General features: G+C 39.8%; 16 protein-coding genes. 3 read left to right on the top strand and 13 right to left on the bottom strand.

The genetic code is table 11. From position 1 onward, the window contains the following. Positions 1 to 110: 110 nt before the first annotated feature. The 3 genes from I6F49_RS02810 to mnmC form a co-directional block, all read right to left on the bottom strand. A complete protein-coding gene (locus I6F49_RS02810; RefSeq protein WP_197178228.1) occupies positions 111 to 746 on the bottom strand; it encodes an NAD(P)-binding oxidoreductase in 636 nt (211 codons plus the stop codon). A 183-nt stretch (positions 747 to 929) separates the two neighbouring features. Beyond that, positions 930 to 1,253 (bottom strand): hypothetical protein, encoded by a 324-nt coding sequence (locus I6F49_RS02805; RefSeq protein ID WP_197178227.1) that lies wholly within the window; start codon positions 1,251 to 1,253, stop codon positions 930 to 932. 67 nt (positions 1,254 to 1,320) lie between these two features. Continuing rightward, on the bottom strand, positions 1,321 to 3,330 hold the full coding sequence (gene mnmC / locus I6F49_RS02800; protein ID WP_197178226.1) for a bifunctional tRNA (5-methylaminomethyl-2-thiouridine)(34)-methyltransferase MnmD/FAD-dependent 5-carboxymethylaminomethyl-2-thiouridine(34) oxidoreductase MnmC: 2,010 nt from the start codon (positions 3,328 to 3,330) through the stop codon (positions 1,321 to 1,323). A gap of 179 nt (positions 3,331 to 3,509) precedes the next feature. Here mnmC and fabB point away from each other — a divergent pair, with 179 nt between their 5' ends. Next, complete coding sequence (fabB, locus tag I6F49_RS02795) at positions 3,510 to 4,721, top strand: beta-ketoacyl-ACP synthase I (RefSeq protein WP_166419201.1); 1,212 nt, start codon at positions 3,510 to 3,512, stop codon at positions 4,719 to 4,721. Positions 4,722 to 4,824: 103 nt separating this feature from the next. Here fabB and I6F49_RS02790 read toward each other — a convergent pair whose 3' ends face one another. Then, entirely contained in the window at positions 4,825 to 5,190 is a 366-nt protein-coding gene (locus I6F49_RS02790; RefSeq protein ID WP_008169794.1) for a hypothetical protein, read from the bottom strand. A 51-nt stretch (positions 5,191 to 5,241) separates the two neighbouring features. On the opposite strand from I6F49_RS02790, the gene I6F49_RS02785 reads away from it, so the two are divergent. Next, positions 5,242 to 5,784, top strand: a complete 543-nt coding sequence (locus I6F49_RS02785) for a GNAT family N-acetyltransferase (RefSeq protein WP_166419200.1) — start codon at positions 5,242 to 5,244, stop codon at positions 5,782 to 5,784. Positions 5,785 to 5,876: 92 nt separating this feature from the next. Continuing rightward, on the top strand, positions 5,877 to 7,550 hold the full coding sequence (gene ggt / locus I6F49_RS02780; RefSeq protein ID WP_166419199.1) for a gamma-glutamyltransferase: 1,674 nt from the start codon (positions 5,877 to 5,879) through the stop codon (positions 7,548 to 7,550). Positions 7,551 to 7,597: 47 nt separating this feature from the next. On the opposite strand, the gene I6F49_RS02775 is transcribed toward ggt, so the two are convergent. The 9 genes from I6F49_RS02775 to I6F49_RS02735 form a co-directional block, all read right to left on the bottom strand. Further along, positions 7,598 to 8,455 carry a Tim44 domain-containing protein gene (locus I6F49_RS02775; RefSeq protein ID WP_197176729.1) on the bottom strand — a complete coding sequence of 286 codons (858 nt, stop codon included), beginning with the start codon at positions 8,453 to 8,455 and terminating at the stop codon, positions 7,598 to 7,600. 161 nt (positions 8,456 to 8,616) lie between these two features. Beyond that, positions 8,617 to 9,369, bottom strand: a complete 753-nt coding sequence (locus tag I6F49_RS02770) for a DUF3379 family protein (RefSeq protein ID WP_197176727.1) — start codon at positions 9,367 to 9,369, stop codon at positions 8,617 to 8,619. Next, the gene (locus tag I6F49_RS02765) at positions 9,369 to 9,926 is read right to left on the bottom strand and encodes a sigma-70 family RNA polymerase sigma factor (protein WP_032827217.1); all 558 of its coding nucleotides are present in this window, start codon (positions 9,924 to 9,926) and stop codon (positions 9,369 to 9,371) included. The genes I6F49_RS02770 and I6F49_RS02765 overlap by 1 nt, the downstream gene beginning before the upstream one ends. A gap of 60 nt (positions 9,927 to 9,986) precedes the next feature. Further along, positions 9,987 to 11,645, bottom strand: coding sequence for a BatD family protein (locus I6F49_RS02760; RefSeq protein ID WP_197178225.1), 1,659 nt, complete (start codon positions 11,643 to 11,645; stop codon positions 9,987 to 9,989). Next, positions 11,639 to 13,579 carry a vWA domain-containing protein gene (locus I6F49_RS02755; RefSeq protein WP_197178224.1) on the bottom strand — a complete coding sequence of 647 codons (1,941 nt, stop codon included), beginning with the start codon at positions 13,577 to 13,579 and terminating at the stop codon, positions 11,639 to 11,641. The genes I6F49_RS02760 and I6F49_RS02755 overlap by 7 nt, the downstream gene beginning before the upstream one ends. Then, positions 13,579 to 14,565 (bottom strand): vWA domain-containing protein, encoded by a 987-nt coding sequence (locus tag I6F49_RS02750; RefSeq protein WP_166419194.1) that lies wholly within the window; start codon positions 14,563 to 14,565, stop codon positions 13,579 to 13,581. Before I6F49_RS02750 ends, I6F49_RS02755 begins: the two co-directional genes overlap by 1 nt. Then, positions 14,558 to 14,992, bottom strand: a complete 435-nt coding sequence (locus I6F49_RS02745) for a DUF4381 domain-containing protein (protein WP_004335624.1) — start codon at positions 14,990 to 14,992, stop codon at positions 14,558 to 14,560. The genes I6F49_RS02750 and I6F49_RS02745 overlap by 8 nt, the downstream gene beginning before the upstream one ends. A gap of 2 nt (positions 14,993 to 14,994) precedes the next feature. Then, entirely contained in the window at positions 14,995 to 15,939 is a 945-nt protein-coding gene (locus tag I6F49_RS02740) for a DUF58 domain-containing protein (RefSeq protein WP_197178223.1), read from the bottom strand. 3 nt (positions 15,940 to 15,942) lie between these two features. Further along, entirely contained in the window at positions 15,943 to 16,899 is a 957-nt protein-coding gene (locus tag I6F49_RS02735) for an AAA family ATPase (RefSeq protein ID WP_024598407.1), read from the bottom strand. Positions 16,900 to 17,166: the final 267 nt, after the last annotated feature.

Below are 17,166 nucleotides of genomic sequence, written 5' to 3'. Positions count from 1 at the left end.
CCAAAAAGTTACTGATATAGAGCGACTATACTGTAATTTTTTGCCTTATCGATGAATTACATATTCTTTGTAATAATTGTTCATACGTTTAATTAAATTGGTATTAAAGCCTATTTAACAGCGGCTTTAATTGGCTTGTCGCCATCAAACAACTTAAAAATGCGGTTACTAATAAATGAGTTGGTCGCAATATGTAATAATGCATTAGCTACGTTTTCGCGGCTAATTTTAGCTTCTGAACGATCACTTGGTTGCTGCGTCGTTACTTGCATTGATGCACTATCGTCAGTCAATGTACCAGGGCGAACAATGGTATAATTTAAACCACTATTTATTAGGTGCTCGTCAGCCATGTGCTTAGCAACCAAGTAAGGTTTTAAATCACCTTGAATCGAATCTGGATCGTCAGCACCAATTGAACTGACCATAATAAAGTGTTTAACGCCGTGCTCTTTAGCGAATGTAGCTGCTTTTGCTGCAGCCCATAAATCAATGAGTACAGTTTTATCATCGCCTGTACTTCCACCAGAACCAGCAGCAAAAATCACTTGGTCACAGCCTTTCATTGCATCACCAAAATCGCCTTCAAGATCTTGCTCAACAATAGTTAAAAAAGAGCTGTTTAAATCGCTTAACTTATTTTTGTCACGCACTAATGCCACAACATTTTGCTCATTTTCTAAAAGTAGCTCAGTTGTCATTTTACCTATTTGTCCGCTTGCGCCAATAATTAGGGTCTTACTCATAATTAACTCCTTCCAATAAATAGTAAAAGTAATGTGCTTACAAACAGACCTTGGGGTAGGGGATTATTTTTAAAGGGTAAAAAAGAGTTTAAATGAGCTAATTTCAAAAAATACTTTAATTAAAATTCAATACTTAACTGAGCATTAAAATTAGCTGCTTTTGGTGTATTTTTTTAAACCTTTTTATTCAACCATTATACTCACTTCGGTCACATAACTACGGCGGTATAGACTAATACGGACTTTACGTTCTTGGTAATTATAAAACAAAGTGCGATATGTACTATTGCCATTTGTTTTTAAAGGTTCACCTAATTTTTGCTGATAAAAGCGAGTGATATCAGAAATTGAATCGGTTAAATAACCGGTGCGAACCATTGGGTATTCGCTTGCTACATCCATCGTTGTAACAAACTCTTCAGGAAGGGGGATTTCGGTGACATTTTGGCTGAGTACGTTAAACGATAGAGTACATAGCAATATTATTGAAAATGCTAAAATTTTCATGAGAGTCCTTTAAGTAATAAATTCCTTTTATTGGTACTTATTTTACCTCAATAAGCACTGTTGTCATTTAAATTTTATTGCGAATTAAATCTCTGACGATAAATCGTGCAGGGTGAATCGCTTGGCTTACACGTTCGCTTAATGGACGGGGCTCGTTATTTAAACAACTTACGAGATGATCAGCACTTAGAGGTGCGCTACACAACGCGCGAGCACCAAAACCGGTAAATATGTGTAATCCTTGTTGTGGTTTATTAAGTTGCTCATATTGGTAGCGTTTACCTAAACGTAGATTAGCAAAAGCCATTGTATAATCACTTTGCTCGCACCATTGCCCTACCATTGGTAGGTGATCTATAAATGTGCAGCGAACAGCCGCTTTTGCCGAGGTTATATTGCCAAGGGTAGAGGCAAATTCACTTTGCTGATAAAAGCTAAGTAGTTGCTCTTGGTTTAATTGGTTGTCGAGCGCTGTAACTTGGCGGCTTTTAGTGTTTTTTTCAAATGTGGCACCCATGCAGTGATGATCTAAATAAGCCGGTGTAAAATACCCTTTATGGCATAGCACTGTTTTAAGTTTGCGTGATTGCTCACTTGCCTCAATATGTGAAACCTGACCGCGAACGCCTACTATTGGCAGCGCTTTTGTTTGCTCAAATGCATCGCTGTGCTCGCCTGCACAAATAATTACATCGCTAAAAGGGCCTAACAGCTCATTATTCGTTAATAAAAACCAACCGCTATCAGTTTTTTTAAGCTGCTTTATATTGCAGTTAAATAGGCTTTTAAATGGGCTTATGCTATTTGCAGCGCTTAGCATAGCGTTTACTAATTGTGGCGGGTTAACCCAGCCGCCTTGTTCAAAAAACACGCCTGAATAACCTGTCGTTACGCCGGCTATTTCATCGCCTTGCTCTGCGGTTACGTTACGCATTAGCTGGGTTGGCCACAGTTGCTTTTGTGCTAAGTTTTCGTGCTTATCAGCGAGAGGTTTTTTTACTGCATGTTGTAATACGCCGCACCAATCGTAATCAAAATTAAAACCGCTGCTAAGTAAATTGTTATATAGGCGTTTGGCGTATAAAAAACTATGTGCAAACAATTCGCTGTGCGGCGAGTTTTTAGCTTGTAGGTGAGGGTAAATAGCGCCTTGCACATTATGCGATGCACCCATAGCGGGCTTTTCATCTTGGCAGAATAATTGGCTTGTTATGCCACGTTTTGCCAAGCTATATAAAATACAGCTACTGGCAATACCGCCACCTATTACAGCTACGTTTTTTAATGCGCTGCTATCTTGATTGAAATAAGCGGGGGTTGATTGAGCGTTATTAGTCTGTTTAAGTTGGCCAATAAGCATATTTTCTTTTTGATTAAAATTTTTGGCTTTTTCAGCACTAAAGCCAGCTTCTATTAATCCTCGTTGAACAAAGTCAGCGGCAGTAAAAGTCGATAAGGTTGCATTAGCTCTTGTTATATCAGCCATGGAGTTAAATAAACTTTGCTGCCACATATCAGGATTTTTACTTGGCTCAAGCCCATTTAAATACCAGGCATCAACAATTCCTGTTTGCGGGTAGCTCATTGCCTGTATGGATTCTAAAGCATCCCCAAAATATAAATCGAGAACAACAGTGCCATTATTAAATTCGAGCCGGTGGCACCCCTCTAAGTTAATAGGGTAGTTTGCTGCTAATTGCTCGCTTAAATGACTTAAAGTAGGCCAAGCGGTTAATGCTTGTTTTAAGTCGTTCACGGTTAAAGGGTGTTTTTCAAACGAAATAAAGTGTAAGCGTTTTACACTTTTTTCACATTTATTTTGAACTTGCATCCGCTTAAGGTGGTCAGTAAAGCGTTGCCATGTATTTAAAAAGTTTAAACCTGTGCCAAAGCCGGTCTCGGCAATAACAAAATGTGCTTGGTCATGATTTTGTAATCGTGCATCTATATTATTTTGCTCATAGAACACATAATGCGATTGAGCTAAGCCATCGACATTAGAAAAATAAATATCACCGGAGTCATTAGTCAAAGGTTTACCTAAATTATTAAAGTGACTATGTGCGTTTTTAATCATGATTTTTTAAATTTATGGATATATTTTTTAATTATTTTACGGGTTTTCTTTGAAATAGTCTGGCGTTATTTATATGCTAGCAGTTCAGAGTACAAGTGTACGCTAGAAAGCTGACCACTTAGGTGATTAAATTCGCGTAAAATAGAATGCAATTAAGTATTAAGCTAAGGGAATTACCCATGAGAAGAGCTGTAATTACAGGTATCGGTGTTGTATCAAGTATCGGTAACAACAAAGAAGAAGTATTAGAATCGTTAAAAACGGGCAAAAGCGGTATCGCTTTTAACCAAGAATTTGCCGATTATAAGTTACGTAGTAACGTATCGGGTAAAATTGATATTGACGTTAAAGCACATGTTGACCGCAAAGCAATGCGCTTTATGGGTGATGCTGCTGCTTACTCTTATATTTCTATGACTCAAGCAATTGAAGACTCAGGTTTGACTGACGACCAAGTATCAAATGAGCGCACGGGTATTATTGTTGGCTCTGGCGGTGGTTCGTCTAAGTGGCAAGTAGAAGCAGCTGATATTTTACGTGAAAAAGGCGTAAAACGCGTAGGGCCTTATATGGTTCCACGTACTATGGCGAGCACTACATCTGCTTGTTTAGCAACACCCTTTAAAATTAAAGGTGTTAACTACTCAATTAGCTCTGCATGTGCAACATCTGCGCATTGTATTGGTAATGCAGTAGAACAAATTCAACTAGGTAAGCAAGATGTTGTTTTTGCTGGTGGCGGTGAAGAACTACACTGGACATTGGCAATGGAATTTGACGCTATGGGCGCACTTTCTACTAAATACAACGAAACACCAGAAAAAGCATCTCGTACATACGATGCAAACCGCGATGGTTTTGTTATCTCTGGCGGCGGCGGTATTGTTGTAGTTGAAGAACTTGAACATGCACTTGCACGTGGCGCGCACATTTACGCTGAAATTGTTGGCTACGGTGCAACATCAGATGGCTACGACATGGTTGCTCCATCTGGCGAAGGTGCAGCACGTTGTATGCGCCAAGCTATGCAAGATGTAGACAGCATTGATTACCTAAACACGCATGGTACATCTACACCTGTAGGCGACGTTAAAGAGCTTGGTGCGATTCAAGAAGTGTTTGGTGGTAAGTCACCAATGATCAGCGCAACTAAAGCAATGACGGGTCATGCTCTCGGTGCTGCAGGTGTTCACGAAGCTATCTTTTCATTATTAATGCTAGAGCACAGCTTTGTAGCGCCTTCAATTAATATTGATGAGCTAGATGAGCAAGCGGCAGGTTTAGATATTATTACTGAACGTCGTGATGTTGAGTTAAATACTGTAATGTCTAATAGCTTTGGCTTTGGTGGCACAAACGCGACTTTAGTTATGAGTAAGTACAAAGGTTAATTTGAGCTTATAAGCCCTAAATATGTAAACACATGTCAGGGCTAAACTGCTTAAAACAAAAAAGGAAAGCCGAGGCTTTCCTTTTTTATTATCGAAAGTTAAATTAACCTTCGTTATGTTCTTTACGCGCTTGCTCAATTTCGTCAGCAATTTCTTGCGCTTTCTGCTTAGTTTTTTCAGTTAACTCGCCAGCAGCTTCTTTGCTTTTAATCCATGCATCAACCGCAATCTCTTTGCCGTCGTCGTACATGTCTAAGCCCATTGTTTTACTTTGCTCTAATAGCTCGTTTAAAGACTCATCATTTTTAAGATCGTTAGTTGTCTCTTTAACGTCGTTCCATGCATCACCAAGCTTTTCTTGCATTTGTGCGCTTTTATCTTTTGCATCTTCTTTTACTTCGTTGGCATCTTCACAACCAGTTAATGTAATTAAAGTGCCTAATAAAGCTAAACCTGCTAATTTATTCATGTGCTATCTCCTTTACAGACTGATAATTAATTCGAGGCAGACTATACAACAATGAAAATGAACGCCCCCGTAACAAAACGATTAAATTTTAAATTAATGAATGAGCACGATTGGCCTCAATTATTTGAACTCGACCAAGACCCCGCCGTAATGCAGTATTTAACGCGAGGTGTACCTACCTCTTTAGAACAAATAAAAAATGAGGGAGTGCCTCGTATGCTCGCATATCGAAATGAGCTAAAAGGCTGGGGGCTGTGGAGTATCACTCTAAAGCAAACCAATACATTTATTGGCTGGGTATTAATAAGACCTATGAATTTCTTTAGTGATGCACCAAATTACAGCGATATTGAAATAGGTTGGCGCTTTAAACAAGCGAGTTGGGGGCATGGTTATGCAACCGAGGCGGCTATAGCATTATGTGATGAACTCATTAAGCAAGATGACGTTAAGGCGATAAGCGCAACTGCACTAAAAGATAATACGGCCTCTATAACAATAATGAAAAAGTTAGGCCTGCAATTTATAAAAAATTATATACATACAGATGAGCAAGGCGACTTACCCGCGGTACTTTATTCAAAAAACGTTTGAAGATGATTAAATATCAACAGCATAAAGATTGACCTGTCCTTAAGTGACGTGCATTAATATGGGCAACAAAAATAATAAATTAAGGATGTTGTATGGGATTGTTTTTTTCACCACGTAAATTAATCGTCAAAAGTGTACTGGTTTTACAGTTCACTACTTTTAGTGTTTTGGCGCAGCCTTTAGCGCAAAGCGCGGTCGCAATGCCAGACTCGTTCAGTGCCGATGCTGCTAAAAGTATATTAGAGCAAGGCGGTAATGCTGTTGATGCAGCTATTACGGCACAATTTGTACTTGCAGTGACGCTTCCTGAAGCCGGAAATATTGGCGGCGGGGGATTTATGCTTATTCAAAAAGATGGCAAAGGCGATTTTATAGATTATCGCGAAACAGCGCCAACAGCGGCTCATCGTGATATGTATTTAGATGAGCAAGGTAATGTTATTGCAAACAAATCAATATACGGCATTCACGCAAGCGGTGTACCTGGCAGTGTAGCGGGTATGTGGCTTGCACATCAAAAGCATGGCACTTTAAAGTGGGAAACACTAGTACAGCCTGCTGTAACGTTGGCTGAGCAAGGGTTTGTAGTTCCGCCTAAGTTAGCAAAAGGTGTTAGCCATTATATAGCCCATCTAAAAGAGCAAAAAATAAATGTAAACTTCGAAAAATATTTTGCTGATGTAAAAGCCAATAAAGTCTTTAAGCAACCCGAGCTAGCGGCAACGCTAAAGCGTATTCGTGATAACGGCCAAGATGGATTTTATAAAGGCGAGACTGCAAATATTATTGCTAAATTTATGCACCTGCATGGTGGTATTATTAATCAAGATGATTTAAAAAATTATACCGCTAAATCACGTACACCCATTAAAGCAAGTTGGAATGGTTATGAAGTACTTACTTCGCCACCGCCGAGTTCAGGTGGTATTGCTATTTTACAGTGGCTCAAAATGTATGAGTTACAAAAACCAAATGCAGGCTTAGCGCATAACTCGACTCAGTATGTGCACTTACTTTCTGAAATAGGTAAACGTGTATTTGCAGATAGAGCAGAGTATTTAGGCGATCCTGATTTTTTTGATGTACCAGTAAACGCGTTAACTAATATTAACTACCTCAAAGAGCGCAGTAATGGCATTTCGTTAACCGCTATCTCGACTACCGAAAATATTAAACCGGGCCTTAAAGAAAGTGAGCAAACTACGCACTTTTCAATCGTTGATAAAATGGGTAACGCTGTCGCAAATACCACCACAATAAACTTAGGGTTTGGTAGCGGTGTAGTTGTTGAAGGTGCAGGGTTTATTTTAAATGATGAAATGGACGACTTTAGCGCCAAACCAGGCGTTATGAATGTGTTTGGTGCAATAGGCGGTAAAGCTAATGAAATACAGCCACACAAGCGTATGTTGAGTTCTATGACGCCTACAATACTACTTAAAGACAACACCGTTAAAATGGTGACAGGTTCGCCTGGTGGCACAACCATTATTAGCTCTGTGTACGAATCTATCTTAAATGCGATAGAGTTTGATATGAGTGCAGAGCAGGTTGTAAATAGTCCTCGTTTTCATCACCAACTATGGCCTAAAAATATAATTAGATCCCATAAAGGTTTAACCGATAGCGTAAAAGCAGAGCTTACAAAAATGGGTTACACCATAGACGAGAGACACTTTGGTGACTTACACGTTATTATTAATAAAGAGGGTAAATTAGATGCTGCTTCTGAAGCATCAGGGCGCGGTAAATCAATTGTTTTTTAAATAAAAAAACACCGCGCTAAAAAGCGCGGTGTTTTAAACGTTAACGCTTATTGCGTATCAATTAAATCTTCAACACCCACTATTAGCCATGGAGCATCATCTGAAATTAGGCGTTCTAAGTGCCAAATTTCTAAAATAGGCTCTTCTTTTTTATCGCTTAAATCACGGTATTTACCTTTAAAGCGAACACTAACCTGCCACGATTGCGCATTTGTATCTGCACGCACAAGTTCGGCATCAATAAACATTACTTCAGTGTCTACGCTTTGTATTGCTTCACGCTCAGCTTTAAATTCGGCAACAAGTTCAGAGCTCAAGTATTCAGCCATTGTGGTGTAATCGGCATTATTCCATGCAGTTTGTAGCGTATGGTAATGACTACGGGCACCTTGCAAAAAGCCATTAACGTCAAAGTTAGGTGGTAAATTAAATGGCACACTTTCACCTTGCGGTGCATTGCTTGCAAAGCCTGTACTCATTGGCTGCTCAATCGGTGTTTGTTTAAAAGCATTTTGTTGAGTACTTGTACCTGCACTGGCATTTGCAAGTTGCGGTGCACGATTCGCACGTAAAAAACCGGTTACTAGCTTAAATAAAATAAATAGTCCGCCAGCTAATAAAATCATTTCCAATAGCTGAAAACCTTCAAAATCGTCGCCTAACATTGCTGCAATTAAGCCACCAGCTAAAAGACCACCCAAAACGCCAGCCATAATCCCTTTTTTATTTGATTTAGCTTTAGGTGCTGTTGATGCAGGCACATCTGATTGTTTATTTTGTGTGGTTTGTTGTGTTGCAGGTGTTTTTCCGCGTTTGCTGCTGCCAAACTTTTTACGTGCATGTGCATCAAAACTAGCAGTACATAACAATGCTAATAGTGAAAAAATAACGATGATGTTCCTCATGAAAACCCTTAATTTTAATCGAGCCGCGATTATAATTTACTTTAAGGGGAAATATAAATAATTACTTTTAAAATCAGATGGTTTGAGTGTAATTTAATCTATTTAATAGACACAAAAAAACCGCTTAATAAATATTAAGCGGTTTTTTAATTACGTAAAAATTATAACCAACGAATAGCGCCTGTAACGCGTTCGTTATAAGTATTTAGAGGTGCGCCAACACTTGCCACTAAAATAGTATCTGCTTGTGGACCACGATTAATATGACCTTCAAAGCGCTCGTCTTTGAAATTATCATCGCCAAAACCAAATGATTTATTTTCAGAAGGCACTATAAATACAGTCATTGGGCCAAAGTCAGACTCAAATATTAAGTGCAGACCTTTTTCGCCTTCAAAATCACAAAACATAGCGTACGTTACGGCACCTGGAAGTTCATCAAGATGACCTCCTAGAACTGCAAGCTTGTCGTTAACGCTTTGTAGGCTAATAGGCTCTTTTTTATCAAGCGCATTAATTTCGTAGTACACATGGGCTAGTGCATGTTCACCTGCTTCGTGCGCAATATTTTGCTCTGTACTAAAAAAGAATGCACCCATTGCTACAAAAAATGATGCGGCAAGCGCTAAATGTACTCGATCAAACTTAAAACGCGATCGGGCATCAACCACGTTTTTTCCCGTTGCTTGCTCTTCTTGTAGTGCTTTTTCTTTTAATGATGTGTTTAAAAGAATACGGTCTGCAAGATTTTCTGGCACAGGTATGTCTAAAGCATCTTGAATATACTTATCAAAATCTTTCATATCGTTAATAAAACTTTGTCGCTCTGGGTTACTGTTAGCAAACTCCATGAGCTCCTTGTCAATGTCGTTTGGCTGCGCAATAGTGCGGCGACGAAACTCAAGTTCATCCATTATTTTGATGCCCCTTTAAGTTGTTCATCATCACGGCTTAAAGCCTCTTTAAGTTGATTTCGGGCACGGTATAAACGAGTCATTACCGTGTTTTTATTTAAATTAAGTATGCCTGCAATCTCTTCACCAGAGCAGCCCATTACAACTTGCAGTAATAATGGTTCTCGGTATTCATCAGATAGCAGTGCAATCTGGCGTTGAATAACCGTTTGCTCCATTTCATCATCTAATGAATGGCTGGTTTCATCAACAAGCGTATCGTTTTCTACATCACTGTAATCAAACTGTTTACGCTCAAATCTGCGTGCGTTTTCTCTTCGTAATATAGTTAGCAGCCAGGGTTTAGCTGCTTTTTGATCAAGTAAAGAGTCGAGTGAACGCCAAGCGCGTAAAAACGTTTCTTGTACTAAATCATCTGCTATGTGCGGATCACGGCATAACCAATAAGCAAAGCGATAAAGCTCTTTATTGTAAACGTGGACCAAGGCTTCATAACGCTTTTGTTTCTCTGCCATATCGATTAAGACCTGATTGTTTGATTTTTTCTTTCCAAGCATAAGCACTTTTTTAATTAAAAATTATTATTTTTTGCAAAAAAGACCTGTTTATAGTCGTTATTAATCATAAAGATCTTTTAATACAGCTTGTTGCGATTTTAATGCTTGAGTTTGATAATTCTCAATAATTTTAATAATAGCATTAAGATCCGTGTTTGCGTCTTTATTGCTATAAAGTTGCGCCTGTAATTGGTTAATAAAACCATTTAGCTCACTACTATTTATGCGGCTACAAAGCTCATCAATAGCGCCCACATTTTTGTGGGTAACTTTTATAGCAAAGCTATTTAGTGCATTGTAAAAAGCTTTCACATCCTGTGTTTTAGCTAAAGCTTTAAGCTCATTTAAGTTTGGCTGAACAATACGCCCACTATTAATCTGTACTTTTTCAGTCGTATTTTTAGAAGAACGGGTAACTAGATAAAAAATTACAGTACCAATCCATAAAATATACCCTAAAGCGGCAACAACTATTAACCAAAGAGGAGTATCACTTTTAGTTTCAATACGTTGTGTGCCTGTCGCTTCATTCGAAACATTTTCAATAGCAGGTAAATTGTTTGGGTTTGATTGTGGGTTTGCCACAGCGGTATTAGGTGCAGTACTACTTGGCGTTACCGTTATAGTGCGCTTTGGTAATGTAGCTACGCTAATACGGTTCATTTTAGTATTAAACCAAGGCAGCTGTATTTCAGGTAAAGTGTAAGTACCTGGTTTTTGCGGTAATAATGCATACGATGCAGTTTGCTGCGATACAACACGTCCGTCACGTACTGCATTGTTATTTTCTTTTTTATCAGGGTAGCTGCGTATGCCATCAATAGTAGGCATTGTAATTTCAGGCAGTTGCTCTTTTGTAACACCAAGCGCGGTAAGTGTAATAGTACGTGTTATAGGCGTACCTACTTCTACGGTGTTGTCGTTAGGTTGCCATTCTTCATCAAGACTAACCAGCTCGCTTGGTAACCATGCGCCCTTGTAGTCATTCGGAATTGGTTTAATTTCTACTTGCTGATCGTCCCCAAGGGCCGATACTTCTAACTGACGATAATTTTGTTGTACTCGTCCTTGAAAAGCGGGGCCTGCAATAGTGTAAGCACCACTTTTTTGTGGCTGAATTAAATATTCGCGAGTAATAACAAGATAGCGTTTACCATCAACTAGCTCATAGCCTTCTGCTTGCTTACCCAATTGCGTAAGCTGAGCGTCTTCCATACTTGGTGTGCTTAAACTGCCATCAAGCAGTTCTTTTGCAAGATAAAGCTTAATAGTATAAACGCCGGCTTCTTGCACAAACAATGAATTACTCGATAGTGACGTTTTTAAAAATATTTCGTTATTTTTATCTGCATCAACAGAGCGTTTTGCTACTTTTAATTTAATAGGCTGTGAGGTTAACCCTGCAACGCTAAATGCCGGAATCGTGTATTCGCCCTCAGCACGGGTCATTAATTTAACCGACCACGTAGTTTGCTTATTAATGCTGCCATTAATAATGTTGGTACGAGAGCTTAAGCTAGTCGGGCCTACTACAAAGTCTTTTAACAGTGCAGAGGTGTCAGGTTGCTCGCCTTTAACTGTATCGTCTACGGATATATTAAGCATAAAAAATTCACCTGCTAAAACAGGGTTTTTATCTACGCTGGCTTCTAACTTGGTGGCAGCCCATGAAGGCATCGCACTTAATAGCAATAAACAGCAAAATAATCGCATTACCATGATTTTTCGACTCCTGTAGGGCGACGTTTATATTGTCTTTTTTGGGCTTCTAATTGCATTTTATTCCGTAATAAAATAGCCGGGTCATCCGGAACTTTTCTGAGTAATTGATTAAGTTGTTGAGCTTTTTCTTTCTCTTCGTTAGTCAATTCGCTAGCTTGGGCTTGCATAGCTTGTTGCTGAGCATTTTTCTTTTGCTCATCACTAGCAGGTTGCTCGCTCATTGCTTGAGGCTTACTTTGTTGCTGCTCGTCTTTAGGTTGGTCAGCGTCTTTATTTTCGCTTTGCTCATTTGGTTGCTGTGCTTGCATATCAGGTTCGTTTTGCTTGTCTGATTGCTCGCCAGGCTCACCTTGTTGATCTTTTGATTGTTCAGACTCTTTATCTGATTCTTTATCAGATTTTTCATCGCTGGGGCTTTGACTTTCGTTTTCGCCTTTTTCAGAATCGCTTTTATCACCATTTTGTTGCTTATCCTGTTTTGACTCATCAGAATTTTGCCCTTGGTTTTGCTCATCTTTTTTCTGGCTATCATCTTGGTCTTGAGAGTCGTCGCCGTCGCTTTGCTGATCTTGCTGGTTTTGTTGCTCTTGTTGATTGAGTAATTGCTCAACTAAAGCTTGGTTGTCAGCTGCTTGCGTAAAGTCGTCTTGTAAGGTTTGGGCTTGCTTGTAGGCTTCAATTGCGTCCTCAAGCTTGCCTGCTTGGGCGAGGGCATTACCGTAGTTGTATAAACCGCTAGCCGACTTATCATTACTAAACTCATTAAGTGCAGCATCAAAATTACCTTGCTGGTAAAGCGCAGCGCCTTTTAGTTCACTTGATTGAGCCTGTGTTGCTGCATCGTACTCTTTATTATTGTAAGCCTCTAATGCACGTTGATCTGCATTTTGCAAAAGAGTAGGAAGCTCTACGGCATACACATTTTGCTGGGGTAAAAAGCTAAATACTAAAAAAGCACCTAATAAGGCAGCGCGTCTAAATAAATACAAGCCAAATGGCAATAACAGTAACAGTCCGTATATACCGGCATCTATTCGCCAAAGTGCATGGCTTTGTTTTTCGTCTTTTAACAATTCGCTTTGCGCGCTTGGAGCAAACGTATTTATGTCGTTATTACTAGGCTGGTAGCTCGCAAATTTACCGCCACTGCTCGATGCTAAATTTTTAAGCTGACTAGCATTAAGTGTAGGGACTACAATTTGGCCGTATCTGTCTTTCAAAAAACCACCTTCAGGTAATTTTATCGGTGCGCCTTGAGACGTACCTACGCCATATATATTTAACCTATATTGGGTGTTACTGGTAAAGCTACTCACGTCGCTTTGTTCTTGTTGGTCAATACCATCGGTCACTAAAATAATGTCGCCATCAATATAGCCCGCTTGAGTTAATAGCTCTTTGGCCATATCAAGACCGGCTAAAACGTTTGAGCCTTTGTCTGGCATTATTTCAGGGCTTAAGCTTGGAATTAAATTACTAAGTGTTGTGGCGTCGTTTGTTAGCGGCGATATTATGTAGGCCGTGCCTGCGTAGGCTACAAGCGCGGTATCGCCTTCTTTAAACAGCTCAATCATATCAAGCGCTTTAAAGCGTGATTGCATTAAACGATTTGGTAAAATATCGGTGCTGTACATTGAGTACGACATATCCATAACAATTACGCGGGCACTTTTACTTTGAAATACGGGCACTTGTTTTTTCTCAAAACTAGGTCCTGCACTAAATAAAATGCCAAGGCTGCAAAACAAAGCAATAAGCCAAAGAGGTTGGCTGGCTTTAGTGTTTGATTCGCTCATTATAAATTGTGCTAAATGTGGTGCAATTAGCTGCTCACTGGTCGCTTTTTTATGCTTAATTAAGGCAATAAAAAATAATGCCACAGCAGGTATGAGTAACCATAAAAGAGCAGGGCGAATAAATTCAAAATCCATTAGTTTGGCTCCTTTAATGCACGCAGTGTACTAAGCATTACTTTTAAGCTAATAAGTAAAATAGCGATAAGTAATGGGTAGTAAAATAATGAGCTTTGTGGGCGAAATGTTTGTTCATCAGCGCTAATAGGTTCAAGCTTATCAAGCTCTGCGTAAATTTGTTGAAGGCCTGCTACATCTTTGGCTCTAAAGTATAATCCGCCAGTTTGCTCGGCAATCTTTTTAAGTAAGCTTTCATCTAAATTACTGCCGCTAGAGCCGCCCATATTAAAGAGGCTAAAACCACGTGGGTTATCTGAGCCAACACCAATGGTGTACACTTTAATACCTTCTTCGCGAGCTAGCAGTAGTGCATCTTCTGGGTTTAAATTACCAGCGGTATTTTGTCCGTCGGTTAATAGCACCACAATACGGTTACTTTCATCTTTATTGGCAAAGCGTTTTACCGAAAGACCCAATGCATCACCAATAGCTGTGGCGCGTCCCACTAGACCAATTTGGGCTTCGCTGAGCATTTTACTTACTGTTTTAACGTCGCGCGTTAGCGGGGTTTGTAAAAACGCGGTGTCGCCAAATAATATCAGCCCAAGCCTGTCGCCTTGACGCTGCTCTATAAAATCACTGAGTACGGCTTTTACCATGGTAAGGCGGTCAACATATTGGCCGTTGTAAGCCATGTCTTGTTCGGTCATTGAGCCTGATAAGTCAACAGCTAGCATTATATCGCGACCCTCATTTGGCAATGAGATTGGCTCATCTAGCCATGTTGGATTGGCAGCGGCAGTAACAAGTAATAACCAAATTATCCATTCGAAAGGATTTAAACGTTGTGCGTGTGGTTCAATACTTTGGCTGGTTAAATTGTGCTTTGCAAAACTGGGTATACGTAAACGCGTACTGGCATTACTTGCAGCAGGTTTTAATAGTAAAAGTAATAAAGGTAAGGGTAGTAATAAAAATAACCATGGCCAGCTAAATTCAAACATTTACTGACTCCTTTATTTTAAATTGTTTAATACCTTGGCGAAATTTTTCGCACAGGGTTGTATCTTTTTGGCTGGGGTTATACAAGCTTAGTATTTCTTGTTCTGTAAAGCTTAAGCCAGTAAGCGTATTAAGTGTTGTACACCATTTAGAGGTTGATTGCGCAGCAAGGCGCTTGTCGTAATATTCAATCACTAAACGTTTTAAAATAATATGCAGTTGCTGAGGGTTTTGCTCACTTTGGCTCAATTGTATTGCGTAGCGTTTAGGCTTTTTAAATTTATGTTTTTTATAAAATATATAAATAGCTGCGCACAGTGCTAAAAACAGCAGTGCAATAATAACCCACCAAGCAGGGGCAAGTGGCCACCAATTAACTTGGCTTGGCGCTATTATGTCGTGCAGGCCATCGAGTGGATTGGTTTGCATGGTTATTTTCTCACTAATTGCAGCTCAAGCGGTGTTGCTGCATTGAATGATATTAAGTTAAGACCCGATTTAGTTAGGCGATTAAAGCGCGTGCTAAATGCGTGTTCTGCATTTTTAGCAAAGCGTTCTCTAAAGCTGTTATCCATTAATGGTAGGGCAAAGTCTTGGCCATTTGCATTAACGGTAACGGCTTGCTTAAACGCAGGTAACTGATGCTCAAACGGATCGCTTATATGGCAACCAATAAGCTCGCAGTGGCGGCTTAATATTTCGAGTTGCTTAAAGCTGGCATCATCCAGAGCGTTAAAATCAGACACTAAATACACTAAGCTGCCAGGTTTTGCTAAATGATTAAGGCGCTTTAGGTTATCACTAAAGTTGTTAGTGGCTGCTTTATCAATGTTGTTGAGTGCTTGCAGGTGGTTGTCGCATAAATTATGACAAAGCTTAAGGACTGCTTTTTCGCGAGCACTGGGTTTTAGCTCCAAATGAGAGTGCTGATTAAACACAATGCCGCCAATTCTGTCGCCGCGCTGACACGCCGACCATGCAACAAGGGCGCTTATATGCGCCGCTTGAACCGACTTTAACAGTAACTTTGAGCCAAACAGCATCGAGTTTGAAAAATCAGTAAACACAAACACAGGGCGTTCTTTCTCTTCTTGAAAGAGCTTTGTGTGAGTTTCGCCGGTACGCGCAGTGACTCGCCAATCAATAGAGCGAATGTCGTCACCTTGCTGATAATGTCGCACTTCGGCAAATTCCATTCCTCGGCCTTTGTGCGGTGCAAGGTATTGCTCTGTTAAGGTATTTTTTATTTTTACCTTAGGGGCAAGCTCAAGCAATTGCGCTTTGGCTTTGTAATACATCAGCTCTTTAAGTGCTAAATTAACACCGTTGCTATGGCTCTCTTTAAGCCATGCTTGGGGATCTAATTGTTTTTGCATAACTTATGGTACGGCTACAAGTTCAACTATACGGCTTATTACTTGATCTTTAGTAATGCCATCGGCTTGGGCTTCGTAACTTAAAATAATGCGATGACGCAGGACGTTATGCACAACAGCTTGAATGTCATCAGGTGCTACAAAGTCACGGCCTTGAAGCCATGCATGAGCACGAGCACATTTATCAAGTGCTATTGTTGCACGCGGGCTTGCACCAAATTCAATCCAACTACCTAGTTGTGCATCTAATTTAGCGCCTTCACGGGTGGCAATAATAAGTTGTACTAGGTATTGCTCAAGCGGCTCTGCTAAATAAAGCCCTAGTATTTCTTTTCGGGCAGCAAATAAATCGCTTTGACTAATCTTTTGTAATACCGGCTGTTGTTCGTTAAGTGCTTCGCCGCGTGTTAAACGTAGTATATCAAGCTCATGCTCTGCGCCAGGGTAACCAATACTTAGGTGCAGTAAAAAACGATCCAGCTGGGCTTCTGGTAACGGGTAAGTCCCTTCTTGCTCTAGCGGGTTTTGTGTAGCCATAACTAAAAACAGCTCGCTAAGCGGATAGGTGTTTTTACCTACGGTAACTTGGCGCTCTGCCATGGCTTCTAACAATGCTGATTGTACTTTGGCTGGTGCGCGGTTAATTTCATCGGCTAAAATAAGGTTGTGAAAAAGAGGGCCTTTTTCAAATACAAACTCGCTAGTTTGTTGGCGGTAAATATCGGTACCTGTTACATCAGCCGGTAATAAGTCTGGCGTAAACTGTACGCGCTGAAACGAGCCTTCAATACCTTTTGCAAGTGCATTAACTGCACGTGTTTTTGCAAGCCCCGGAGGCCCTTCTACTAATAAATGACCATCAGCTAAAATTGCAATAAGTAGCGCTTGTGTAAGCTCTGGCTGGCCAATGATTTGTGTATCTAAGTACGTTTTTAATTGTGAAAATGCGTTAGCTGCCATAATAAGTGGACTGTCCTCGTCAGCTGGGTTTGTACCTAATAGTGTTAGGTGATAAATACAGACCTATTTATAAGGTTTATAATTGGGTAACTCAAGAGTTAGACTGTATTTTTTAAAATAGTTCGTTATTTTTTAACGATTTTTAGCGTACCACAAAACTTTGTAAATGCGTCTAAAAAAGCCTATTGTGATAGTCGTAATTAAACACTGTTTATATAAATTTGTGTTTTTCTATTGGCTTTAGCACACGGGTTGTTTAGAATCGAG

The organism is Pseudoalteromonas sp. SWN166 (assembly GCF_015864485.1).
Lineage (GTDB): Bacteria > Pseudomonadota > Gammaproteobacteria > Enterobacterales > Alteromonadaceae > Pseudoalteromonas.
Note: the sequence above shows the minus strand (reverse complement) of the source record. Positions and strands in the feature narration are given on the sequence as shown.

Bases quoted from the DNA above. Each gene is read 5' to 3' on its own strand.
- I6F49_RS02810 (WP_197178228.1), bottom strand. From the start codon at position 746: ATGAGTAAGACCCTAATTATTGGCGCAAGCGGACAAATAGGTAAAATG.
- I6F49_RS02805 (WP_197178227.1), bottom strand. From the start codon at position 1,253: ATGAAAATTTTAGCATTTTCAATAATATTGCTATGTACTCTATCGTTT.
- mnmC (WP_197178226.1), bottom strand. From the start codon at position 3,330: ATGATTAAAAACGCACATAGTCACTTTAATAATTTAGGTAAACCTTTG.
- fabB (WP_166419201.1), top strand. From the start codon at position 3,510: ATGAGAAGAGCTGTAATTACAGGTATCGGTGTTGTATCAAGTATCGGT.
- I6F49_RS02790 (WP_008169794.1), bottom strand. From the start codon at position 5,190: ATGAATAAATTAGCAGGTTTAGCTTTATTAGGCACTTTAATTACATTA.
- I6F49_RS02785 (WP_166419200.1), top strand. From the start codon at position 5,242: ATGAAAATGAACGCCCCCGTAACAAAACGATTAAATTTTAAATTAATG.
- ggt (WP_166419199.1), top strand. From the start codon at position 5,877: ATGGGATTGTTTTTTTCACCACGTAAATTAATCGTCAAAAGTGTACTG.
- I6F49_RS02775 (WP_197176729.1), bottom strand. From the start codon at position 8,455: ATGAGGAACATCATCGTTATTTTTTCACTATTAGCATTGTTATGTACT.
- I6F49_RS02770 (WP_197176727.1), bottom strand. From the start codon at position 9,369: ATGGATGAACTTGAGTTTCGTCGCCGCACTATTGCGCAGCCAAACGAC.
- I6F49_RS02765 (WP_032827217.1), bottom strand. From the start codon at position 9,926: ATGCTTGGAAAGAAAAAATCAAACAATCAGGTCTTAATCGATATGGCA.
- I6F49_RS02760 (WP_197178225.1), bottom strand. From the start codon at position 11,645: ATGGTAATGCGATTATTTTGCTGTTTATTGCTATTAAGTGCGATGCCT.
- I6F49_RS02755 (WP_197178224.1), bottom strand. From the start codon at position 13,579: ATGGATTTTGAATTTATTCGCCCTGCTCTTTTATGGTTACTCATACCT.
- I6F49_RS02750 (WP_166419194.1), bottom strand. From the start codon at position 14,565: ATGTTTGAATTTAGCTGGCCATGGTTATTTTTATTACTACCCTTACCT.
- I6F49_RS02745 (WP_004335624.1), bottom strand. From the start codon at position 14,992: ATGCAAACCAATCCACTCGATGGCCTGCACGACATAATAGCGCCAAGC.
- I6F49_RS02740 (WP_197178223.1), bottom strand. From the start codon at position 15,939: ATGCAAAAACAATTAGATCCCCAAGCATGGCTTAAAGAGAGCCATAGC.
- I6F49_RS02735 (WP_024598407.1), bottom strand. From the start codon at position 16,899: ATGGCAGCTAACGCATTTTCACAATTAAAAACGTACTTAGATACACAA.